The sequence below is a fragment of the Paraburkholderia sp. genome (assembly GCF_035948235.1).
Lineage (GTDB): Bacteria > Pseudomonadota > Gammaproteobacteria > Burkholderiales > Burkholderiaceae > Paraburkholderia.
Window position 1 is genome coordinate 1 of sequence record NZ_DASZJJ010000250.1, and the last position, 10,645, is coordinate 10,645.

Genomic DNA, 10,645 nt, shown 5'->3' on the forward strand with positions numbered 1-10,645 from the left:
GCCGGGGGCCGGAGCCCGGCAAGCAGCCCTGTCTGCTTGCAGCCCGGCCAGCTTTATCCTGATCGACAAGACGTCACAAGACCTCGTAGCGCGCAGCGGCCTCCCCCGCCTTCCCTCCTGCGCGCCACGCCTCTCCCCTGCACACTTCCCTACAGCATCTCCAGCGCACGTTTGGCGCGCGGCGGCTTGAAGTACGCGTCGAGTGCCGCGTGATCCTGTGCGCCCAGCACGAGATCGAGCGCCGCACGGTTATCGCGCACATGGTCGATACGCCCGGCCTTCGGAATCGCGCACACACCCGGCTCGCGCAACACCCACGCCAGCGCGACCTGATACACCGAGACGCCATGTGCCGCCGCGATATCGTCGAGCGGCGAGCGCCTGGGCAGTCGCGCATGATCGACCGGGCTATACGCCATCACCGGCACGCCCCGCTGCGCGCTCCACGGCAACAGATCGAATTCGGGCCCGCGCCGCGCCACGTTGTAGAGCACCTGGTTCATCGCGCAGGCCTCACCGCCAGGAATCGCGAAGAGTTCTTCCATGTCTTCGGTGTCGAAGTTGCTCACACCCCAGTAGCGGATCTTGCCCGCGCGCACGAGCGCCTCGAAGCCCGCGACGGTCTCTTCGAGCGGCACGCCGCCGCGCCAGTGCAGCAGATAGAGATCGAGCCGGTCGGTGGAGAGGCGCTTGAGACTCGCCTCGCAGGCGCGCTCCACGCCGCGGCGGCTGGCGTTGTGCGGATAGACCTTGCTGACGAGAAATACTTCCTCGCGCAGCCCGTCGAGCGCTTCGCCCACCAGCGATTCGGTCGCGCCGTCGCCGTACATCTCGGCGGTATCGATGAGCGTCATGCCGAGCGCCACGCCTTCGCGCAACGCGGCGATTTCGTCGGCGCGCCGCGCGGCACGTTCACCCATCTCCCATGTGCCCTGCCCGAGCTTCGCGATGCGCTCGCCGCCGGGCAACGCGATGCTGGCGTTATCGGTCGTCATGTTGTGGTCCTTTGCGTGCAAACTGCGATACGAAGCCTACGAAGCCGCGACGACCCCATAACCGTGAGGCATATCCGGGCGCGCCTTTGCGGCGAAGGTCCAGTGTAGCGTCTCGACTCGCACCACTTCATGCGTCCAGCGATAAGCCGGTCATTTCCGCGCAACGGCCCCTATGTCATAAAATTGCCGTTCGCCTCTCATGCCTGCCTCCCATGAACGAACCCACGGAAGACCGCTGGCACGGCCTGCGCCCGGACCCGGAAAACGACACGCCGCTTTATCTGCAGCTCGCGCGCAAGCTCAGCGATGCGATCCACGATAACCGCTGGGCCGCCGGCGAGGCGCTGCCCTCCGAGCGTGTGCTCGCCGATGCGCTCGGCGTCTCGCGCATCACCGCGCGCAAGGCCATCGCGCTGCTGGTCGAGCAGGGTCTGATTCGTCGCACCCAGGGCGCGGGCAGCTTCATCACGCCGCGCTACGAAGATCCGCTCTCGCGTCTCACGAGCTTTTCGGAGATGCTGCGCCAGCGCGGCTTCACGCCCGCTTCGCGCTGGCTTTCGCGGGAGATCCAGCCCGCGAGCCGCGACGAGGTGATCCAGCTCGGTCTGTCGCCCGCCGCCGCCGTCACGCGCCTGAAGCGCCTGCGTCTGGCCGACGGCATCGTCATGGCAGTCGAGAATTCGACCTTTCCCGCCGCGCTGATTCCCGATCCGAACGCCATCGGCGATTCGCTCTACAGCTTCCTGGAGCAGCGCGGATTGTCGATCGTGCGCGCGTTGCAACACTTCCGCGCGGTCAACGCCAGCGAGGAAATCGCGAAACAGATGAGCATCGCGCCCAATGAAGCGCTGCTGCTCATCACGCGCGTGGGCTATACCGCCGATCAGCGCGCGATCGAGCTGACCGATACCTACTGTCGCAACGACTATTACGACTTCGTCGCGGAACTGCGCAAGTAAGGTTCACCTGCAGCGCAGGCGCGTTTCACAAGTTTCACGCGCCCCACTGCGGCCGGTCGGTGCCGATCGGCACGCATGAACGCGCATAGAACGCGGGCGTGCGCTCGAGCCGCTCGGCGGGCGCCACGGCGCGCACGCGGCCAAACGGCGTAAGCGTCTCTTCGAGGCAATCGGCCACGTCCTGCGCGCTCACTTCGCCGGTCTGCTGACCATCCTCGATCATGCCCATCGTCTGCAGCCAGCGGCCCGTCTGCGCGAGCGACACGCGCACATGCCAGCTGCCGCCCTCCTGCGCGCGCCGCGCCAGTGCCACCATCGTCGCGAACGCCGCGATATAGCCGCTCGCATGGTCGAGCGCCTGGCAAGGCAGCGGACGCGGTGTGTCGAAGCGCGTTGCAGCGCCCGCAGCCGTGCTCTCGCTCCACACAATGCCGCTGGCCGATTGCACGAGGCTGTCGAAACCGCGCCGCTCGCGCCACGGCCCGCGATGCGAATACGCGCAGATCGACACGCAGACGATGCCGGGCCGCTCGCGCGCCAGCACCTCGGGCGCGAAGCCGTGCGCGGCGAGCGCGCCCGGACGATAGCCTTGCAGGAAAACATCGGCGTCGCGGATCAGCGCGTGCAGTTGCTCGCGGCCCGCGGCCTCGCGCAGATCGAGCGTGGCCGAGCGCTTGCCGCGGCCATTGTCGATCACGAGCGGCGCGATGTTGGGCAGATGCGGACCGTTGATGAGCATCACGTCGGCGCCGTGATGCGCGAGCGTGCGCCCCGCCACCGGCCCCGCGATGATGCGCGTGAGATCGACCACACGCACGCCTTCGAGCGGGCGCGCGCCGGGCTTGAGCGCGGGGGCGTCGGCGTCGCCGATCCGTTCGATTTCGAACAGCGGCAGGCTCGCCACCGCGTGGGCCTGTTCGTGCGCGGCCCATTCGCGCGGCGTGCGCACGAGCGCGGCGCACAGGCCGGCCTCGGCCAGCGCCGCATCGAGCGCCGCGCCGTCCCAGTTCGAGCGGATCGCGCGCGCGACCTCATCGCGGCTTTCGCCGCAGCCGAGCACGCGCAGGATGCCATGCAGATGATGGGCAAAGTTCGCGTGCAACTGAATCCAGCGGCCGTCGCGCGTCTCGAAGTAGCCCGTCACCGGATGGCGCAATTCGAACGGCGCGCCGCCATCGACGCTCAGATAGCGTTCGCTGCGAAACGCCGCCAGCGCGCGGCGCACGTCGATCGAGACGCGCTGGTCGGGACCGCCGCGCAGCGCATGCAGGCGCGCGGCCGCCAGCCCCGCCGCTCCGATCGACGCCGCCGCCAGCGTGCCGACGCGAAACACCGAAGGCAAACCGGGATCGTCGCCTTGCACGTCGATCAGATCGAGCGCAGCAGTTGCAGCATCAGTCGCGTTCTGGCCAGCTTGCGGATGGGCCAGCATCCAGAGGTGTTCGAGTGCGTTGCGGGGCGTCATGGCAGCGTCCTGTGGGCTTGGGTGAAGTCCAGTCAGGTTACGGGCAGCGCCCCCACGCGATCAATCTTGACGGAGGTAATCAACCCGCGGGGTGCGTGTTCCATGCCGAACGTGCGGAACGGGCCGAGCGTGCCAGCCGCATGCGCAGCGCCTGCGCAACCCAGCCGAAAACGCCCGTGCTGACGGCATGCCGATGCAAACCCGTCGCCACGCGCGCCGACGCGCCACCAAGCGCCAGCACGAATCGCGCGCCGTCACGCCCCGCGCTCAGGCAGACGCGCGCGCCAGAAAGCAGCGCCATCGACTCGCCCGCGCGCAGCCAGTAGTCGCTCGCGTCGCCGTCGATCGTCAGCCACAGTTCGCCTTCGCTTACGTGTAGTTGCATCGCCTGCGCCAGCCGCCAGGTCTCGGCGGGTTCGCCGTGTTCCAGTTCGAAAATTCGGATTTCGCGCATTGCCAGGCTCCTCGCCATGTCGCTTCGCGGGCGGTTCGTGGTCCTGTTCACCACGTTAAAAAAGCGCCTTGAAGCGTGTTCCGGATGGGAGCATTATTGCCGTCAGTGTCAGGCGGCCCCATGCACAGTTCCGAACAGTTCACCCGGAACTGTGCAGTCAAAAAACCGGACACTTCCGATCAACACCCTCGCTCGCGCTCGCGCAAGACCCGCATGAAACTCGACCTCGACCGCGCCAGCAGCGTGCCGCTCACCGAACAGATCGTCGCCGGCGTGCAGACCTGGATCCGCTCGCGCTCGGCGCATCCGGGCGCGCGGCTGCCGTCGATCCGCCAGCTCGCCGCCGACTACCGCATCAGCCGCTTTCCCGTGATCGAAGCCTACGACCGGCTGGTGTCGCTGGGCTGGCTCGATTCGCGCCAGGGCTCGGGCTTCTACGTGAGCGAATATGCGCGCGCGGGCATGGCGGGCATGGGCACCTGCGACGTCTCGAATGCCGCCGACGAATCGGGCCATCTGCTCGCGCATCTGAACCGCCCCGGCGAGACCCTGCAACTGGACAGCGGCTCGGTTCCGCAGGCCTGGCGCGACGTGGATGCGATTGGCCAGGCGATCCGCCATGTCTCGCGCACCGACCCGTCGAGCCTCATCGACTACGGCTCGCCGCTGGGCGAACCGCTTCTGCGCGAGCATCTGCGCAATCGCCTCGCACCGCTGGGCATCGCCGCCGAGGCCTCGCAGATCCTCATCACGGAAGGCGCGAGCGAGGGCCTCGACCTGCTGATCCGCTACATGCTCAAGCCCGGCGACACGGTGTTCGTCGAAGACCCGGGCTACTACAACCTCTACGGACTCCTGAAGCTGCACGGCCTGCGCCTGGTTGGCGTGCGGCGCAGCGCGAGCGGCCCCGATCTCGAACACCTGCACGCGCTGCTTGCGCAACATCGTCCGCGCGCGTTCTTCGTCAACACGGTGTTCCATAACCCGACCGGCACGACGATTTCACCGCCCGTGGCGTTCCGGCTGCTGCAGCTCGCGCGCGAGCACGGTTTCACCATCGTCGAAGACGATATCTACGCCGATTTCCAGACCGACCCCACCGACCGCCTGGCCGCGCTCGACCAGTTCGAGCATGTGGTGTACGTGAGCGGGCTGTCGAAGACGCTGTCGTCGTCGCTGCGCATCGGCTATGTGGTGGCGAGCCCCGCCATCGTGCGCGACCTCGCCGCGATCAAGGCGCTGACGAGCATCAGCGGCTCGCGCTTCACCCAGGCGGTGGCGGCCACGCTGCTCGAGCGCGGCGCCTATCGCAAATACCTGGAGCGGCTGCGCAGGCGCCTCGCCGAGGCGCTCGGCAGCGCCACGCGCACGCTGGAGGAACACGGCTGGGAAATGTTTGGCGGCCCGGCTGCATCGTCAGGTCCGACGGGGTTGCCGGCCAGTGGCCGCGCCCATCAGCAGACGGGCGGCAAATTCGTCTGGGCGCGTGTGCCGCATATCGACGATTCGACGCGGCTTGTCGCCTGTGGCGAGCCGTTGGGCGTGAGCGCGTCGCCTGGTAGCCACTTCCGCCCGCACGGCGAGCCCAGCCCGTGGCTGCGCATCAACGCCGCGTTCGCGCAGGACCCGCGTGCCCAGGCGTTCTTCGCGGCGGCTGCGCGCCTGCCGCGCTGATGAACGGGCCAGCCGCTTGAGCGCGCGCACGCGCAGGCTTCCCTACAATAACGGCTGTTAGCCCTGCTCGCCGCGCCGCCCCCATGTCCGAACCCAGCACCACGTCCAGCGCTTCGTCCAGCACCCCATCCAGCTTCGCACCCTCGCCCAGATCGCTCTCGGTGATGTTGTGGATCGTCGCGACGGGCTTCTTCATGCAGACGCTCGACTCGACCATCGTCAACACGGCGCTGCCCGCGATGGCGACGAGCCTCGGCGAATTACCGTTGCGCATGCAATCAGTCGTGATCGCCTATTCGCTGACGATGGCGGTCATGATTCCCGTGTCGGGGTGGCTCGCCGACAAGCTCGGCACGCGCCGCGTCTTCATGGGCGCGATCTTCGTCTTCACCGTCGGCTCGCTGCTGTGCGCCAGCGCCCATACGCTGAACCAGCTTGTGCTCTCGCGCATCGCGCAGGGCGTGGGCGGCGCGATGCTGCTGCCGGTCGGGCGCCTGGCCGTGTTGCGCACCTTCCCGGCCGAACGCTATCTGCCCGCGCTCTCGTTCGTCGCGATCCCGGGCCTGATCGGCCCGCTGATCGGCCCGACGCTGGGTGGCTGGCTCGTGCAGATCGCCTCGTGGCACTGGATCTTTCTGATCAACGTGCCGGTGGGCATCGTCGGCTGCATCGCCACCTTCATTTTCATGCCCGACAGCCGCAACCCCGACACGGCGAAATTCGACGTGCCCGGCTATCTGCTGCTCGTGACCGGCATGGTGACGATCTCGTTCGCGCTCGACGGCCATTCCGAGCTGGGCATTCCGCAAGCGGTCGTGCTGGTACTGCTGGTGGTGTCGCTGGCCGCCTTCGTGGCCTACGGCCTGCACGCGCAGCGCTCGCCGACGCCGATCTTCTCGCTCGAACTCTTCAAGATCCACACCTTCAGCGTGGGGTTGCTCGGCAATCTGTTCGCGCGCATCGGCAGCGGCGCGATGCCGTATCTGATTCCGCTGCTGCTGCAGGTGGCGCTGGGCTACACGCCGTTCGAGGCCGGGCTGATGATGCTGCCGGTCGCCGCCGCGGGCATGGGTTCGAAGCGGCTCGTCACGCATCTGATCACGCGCGTGGGCTATCGCCGCGTGCTGGTCGTCAATACCGTGCTGGTCGGTCTGATGATGGCGAGCTTCGCGCTGTCCACGCCGAACGAGCCGCTGTGGCTGCGCATCGTGCAACTGGCCGTATTCGGCGGCGTCAATTCGATGCAGTTCACGGCGATGAATACGCTCACGCTCAAGGACCTGGGCATGGGCGGCGCGAGCAGCGGCAACAGCCTGTTCTCGCTCGTGCAGATGCTGTCGATGAGTCTGGGCGTGACGGTCGCCGGCGCCATGCTCACGGCCTTCACCGGGCTGATCGGCCATATGACGGCCTCGAACGTGATCCCGGCGTTCCACGCGACCTTCGTGTGCGTAGGCGTCATCACGGCAGCCTCCTCGTGGATCTTCGCCCAGCTTTCCGACGACGTGCGCCGCACGGCGAAGAAAACCGACCCATCCGAGCGCGCCTGAGGCAAACGCACCGCAACGGTGCATGGGGCGCGCCGTGCGAGTGCCCGACGAGCTGCCACAAGCACCACGCGCGCTCTCAAAATCCCGCTTGATCCAGCGCGGATCATCCGTTGCGCCTTGTGTCTGAGCGCGCATACTTTTTGCACGCCTGTCCAGTAATGTAAACTTGAGGATCGCGCGCACCGCGTGGGACGCCCCGTCGGGACGTGCCCGCGCCGCCCACAGCGCGCGCCTATCAGGCCTATGAACAGCATGATCGACCTCGATCCCCCCGGCTACCAGTCGCGCCCCATCGCGGGCGAAGAAGGCGCCCGGCGCACCGTGCTCTACGGCGGATACACCGTTTTCAGCGTGTTCCAGCCGGTGTTTTCGGTCGCCCATCGCCGCGCAATCGGCTATCACGCGTCGCTGCGCGCGCACGACGAACAGGGCCAGCAGGTGCCGTCGCAGGAGGTCTTCACCCAGGCAGCGCGCCGCGGCGACCTGCTCGAACTCGGGCGCCTGGCGGAATCGCTGCATCTGGGCAATTTCAACGCCTTCGATTCGCACGACGAATGGCTGTTCCTGAGCCTGCATCCCGCCGCGCTGATGGACACCAGCTACGGCGACGCCCTGCTGGCCGGCATCAAGGCGCTCGGCCTGCCGCCGCAGCGCGTCGTGCTGGAAGTGTCGGAACAGGCGGGCGGCGAGAATTCGCGTTTTGCCGAGATCATCGATTCGCTGCGCAAAGCCGGTTTCGTGATCGCGCTGGATGGCTTTGGCGCGAAGCATTCGAACATCGACCGCGTCTGGCAGCTACGCCCCGATATCGTCACGCTCGACCGCAGCCTGCTCGCGCAGGCGAGCCGCCACGCGCATATCGAGCGCGTGCTGCCGGGACTCGTGTCGATGCTGCACGAGTCCGGCCAGCTGGTGCTGGTGGGCGGTCTATCGACCGAGCGCGACGCGCTGATCGCGCTGGAGAGCGGCGCCGATTTCGTGCAAGGCTCGCACTTCGCGCGCCCCGACGTGCAGCCGGTGCCGCCCGCCGTGGCCGCGAGTCTGATGGACGATCTGTCGGCGCGTCTGCGTGAGCGCGTGAGCGCGCGCGAGCGGGCCCAGTGTTCGCGTCTTGCGCCGTATGTGAGCGCGCTCGAAGCGGCGGCGGCGCAACTGGCCGCGGGCGCGGACATGAGCGACGCCACCTTGCCGCTGCTCGGCCTAGCCGATACGGCGCGCAGCTTCCTGCTGGACGCCTCGGGCCGCCAGATCGGCGACAACGTGCTGCCGGACGGACGCACCTCGCAGCGCGCCAAGCGCTTCAGACCGCTGCTGCATTCGGAAGGCGCAAGCTGGGAGCGCCGCCCCTACTTCATCGGCGCGATGAAGTCGCCTGGCAACGTGCAGTTCACGCCGCCTTATCTGTCGATCAACGAGGCGCACCTGTGCGTGACAGCCTCGATCGCCGCGCAGACGGCGCACGGCCTGCAGGTGCTGTGCGTCGACATCAACTGGGAAGCCGCGCAACGCGGCTAGGCAATCACCGCGAGCGCGGAGTCAAACGACATCGACACATACGCGGCGCCGCTGCGGGCGCCGTTCTGTGTCGAGTACCGCGCGAGCAGCGCACGCACCGCCGCCCCGCCAAAGACGCGATTCGCGCCCTGCACGACGCCCCCGGCGCCCCCTGCAGCCACGCAGATCACGGGCATCGCGCCCAACCCGTCGTCGGATTCGCTTACGTGCAGCCAGGCGGCCAGTTCGCCATCCCCGGCCACCAGCGCGATGCCCGGCTCGTTGTCGAGCGCGAGCATTTCAACGCGCAGCGCGGCGCGCGGCTGATGCGACGCGCTAGCCGTCGCCAGCGCAGTCGCCGTCACACCCAGCAGATCCATCAGGCCGATCCGGTCCTGCGCGTGCAGCACATCGCGCAGACGCTCGACCGTGCGCGCGTGCTGCGCCGCATCGGCGGCGTCGGTGCGTACTGACTGCGGCGAGGCTTCACGCGCGAGCCTCATACGCGAGCGATGCACGATCTGGCGACAATGCACCAGCGTGCAGCCGGTAAGCGCGGCGATCTCCGCGTAGTCGCACTCGAAGGCCTCGCGCAGCACAAAAACGGCCTGCTCCAGCGGCCCGAGCCGATCCAGCAGCATCAGGAGCGCTTCGGAAAGATGTGCGGCGCGCAGGCCCGTTTCCTCGGCCGACGGCGCGCAGCCGTCGAGCCAGGACGCATCGCCCGCCAGACCCGCCTCCATCGCGCTGTCGCGGCGCAGCTTGCGCAGCCGGTCGATCGCCAGACGCACCGTGACCGTGGCGAGCCACGCCTGGGGCGTGCGCACCGCCGCGGCGTCGGCATCGCGCCATCGAAACCAGGCGTCCTGCACGACGTCTTCGGCCTCGGCGCGGCTGCCGAGCACGCGCCCGGCCAGCGCCAGCAGGCGCGCGCGCTCCAGGTCGAAAGTGGCCGCGCGGCGCACTTCGTCCCATTCGAGTGCTTGCGGCGCATTCACTTCATCGCGTATTTGATCGATCACCGTCATTCGCGTCGCTCCTTCGCCGGGCGCACGGCAAGCGCGCCCTGTTTTCGCGGACGGCCCGCGCCGTCCTTTCCCTCATGACGTCCGGCACGCCGCCGATGTGACAGCCGCGCGCAAAAATATTTCCGTCACGCGTGGGACTCGCGAGGCGTCTTGCAGGCAGTGGCGCGCCCCGCCGCGCCGCTCTTCAAAACCACCGCAACCAGAGGCCTCAAATGCACGCCAACGTCCAGCATCATGCAGCAATCGCGCCACACGCGCTCAACCTCGTACCGACCGTCATCGAGACCTCGGGGCGAGGCGAACGCGCCTACGACATCTACTCGCGCCTGCTGCGCGAACGCATCGTGTTCCTGGTCGGGCCGGTGACGGAGCAAACCGCGAGCGTGGTCGTCGCGCAACTGCTGTTTCTGGAAGCCGAAAATCCGGAGAAAGACATCAGCCTTTACATCAACTCGCCGGGCGGCTCGGTCTACGACGGCATGGCGATCCACGACACCATGCAGTTCGTGAAGCCCGATGTCTCCACGCTGTGCACGGGCTTTGCGGCCAGCATGGGTTCGTTTCTGCTGGCCGCCGGGGCGCGCGGCAAACGCTTCGCACTGCCGAACGCCCGCATCATGATCCACCAGCCTTCGGGCGGCAGCCAGGGCACGGCCTCCGATGTCGAAGTGCAGGCGCGCGAGGTGCTGTATCAGCGCGAGCGGCTCAACGCGATGCTGGCCGCCCACACGGGGCGCGACCTCGAACAGATCGTGCGCGACACCGATCGCGACCACTTCATGTCGTCCGATGCGGCGGCGGAATACGGTTTGATCGACCGGGTGCTGCACACGCGCGACGAGCAAACGCCGCGCTAGCAGCCCGGGTCACACGAGGCGCACCGCCAGCCACGCCGCCAGCACGCCCTTGTATTCGGCGACCAGCAGCTTGCGCTCCCTGGGTTTCGCGGCGGCATAAAGCGGGTTGAGGCTTTTCACGACCTGCAGCATGACTTCCACGATGCGGTAGGCCTCGTCGGCGGACAGC

Annotated in this window: 9 protein-coding genes; 5 read left to right on the top strand and 4 right to left on the bottom strand. The window is 67.9% G+C overall.

Annotated elements, in window-relative coordinates; translation table 11 throughout:
- Nucleotides 1-149: 149 nt before the first annotated feature.
- A complete protein-coding gene (locus VG320_RS21935; RefSeq protein WP_327202169.1) occupies nt 150-995 on the bottom strand; it encodes an aldo/keto reductase in 846 nt (281 codons plus the stop codon).
- A gap of 212 nt (nt 996-1,207) precedes the next feature.
- Between VG320_RS21935 and VG320_RS21940 the strand changes: the two genes are divergently transcribed.
- Entirely contained in the window at nt 1,208-1,954 is a 747-nt protein-coding gene (locus VG320_RS21940) for a GntR family transcriptional regulator (protein WP_327202170.1), read from the top strand.
- A 34-nt stretch (nt 1,955-1,988) separates the two neighbouring features.
- Here VG320_RS21940 and VG320_RS21945 read toward each other — a convergent pair whose 3' ends face one another.
- On the bottom strand, nt 1,989-3,419 hold the full coding sequence (locus tag VG320_RS21945) for a CoA transferase (RefSeq protein ID WP_327202171.1): 1,431 nt from the start codon (nt 3,417-3,419) through the stop codon (nt 1,989-1,991).
- Between the two features lie 79 nt (nt 3,420-3,498).
- A complete protein-coding gene (locus tag VG320_RS21950; protein WP_327202172.1) occupies nt 3,499-3,873 on the bottom strand; it encodes a DUF2917 domain-containing protein in 375 nt (124 codons plus the stop codon).
- 213 nt (nt 3,874-4,086) lie between these two features.
- Here VG320_RS21950 and VG320_RS21955 point away from each other — a divergent pair, with 213 nt between their 5' ends.
- The 3 genes from VG320_RS21955 (at nt 4,087) to VG320_RS21965 (ending at nt 8,612) form a co-directional block, all read left to right on the top strand.
- Complete coding sequence (locus VG320_RS21955; RefSeq protein ID WP_327202173.1) at nt 4,087-5,547, top strand: PLP-dependent aminotransferase family protein; 1,461 nt, start codon at nt 4,087-4,089, stop codon at nt 5,545-5,547.
- An 83-nt stretch (nt 5,548-5,630) separates the two neighbouring features.
- Nucleotides 5,631-7,097: a multidrug transporter subunit MdtD gene (mdtD, locus tag VG320_RS21960; protein WP_327202174.1), complete on the top strand. Its 1,467-nt coding sequence runs from the start codon at nt 5,631-5,633 to the stop codon at nt 7,095-7,097.
- 243 nt (nt 7,098-7,340) lie between these two features.
- The gene (locus tag VG320_RS21965) at nt 7,341-8,612 is read left to right on the top strand and encodes an EAL domain-containing protein (RefSeq protein ID WP_327202175.1); all 1,272 of its coding nucleotides are present in this window, start codon (nt 7,341-7,343) and stop codon (nt 8,610-8,612) included.
- Here VG320_RS21965 and VG320_RS21970 read toward each other — a convergent pair.
- The gene (locus tag VG320_RS21970) at nt 8,609-9,619 is read right to left on the bottom strand and encodes a sigma-70 family RNA polymerase sigma factor (protein ID WP_327202176.1); all 1,011 of its coding nucleotides are present in this window, start codon (nt 9,617-9,619) and stop codon (nt 8,609-8,611) included. The genes VG320_RS21965 and VG320_RS21970 overlap by 4 nt on opposite strands.
- Nucleotides 9,620-9,831: 212 nt before the next feature.
- On the opposite strand from VG320_RS21970, the gene clpP reads away from it, so the two are divergent.
- Nucleotides 9,832-10,476: an ATP-dependent Clp endopeptidase proteolytic subunit ClpP gene (gene clpP, locus VG320_RS21975; protein ID WP_327202177.1), complete on the top strand. Its 645-nt coding sequence runs from the start codon at nt 9,832-9,834 to the stop codon at nt 10,474-10,476.
- The last annotated feature ends 169 nt before the right edge of the window (nt 10,477-10,645 follow it).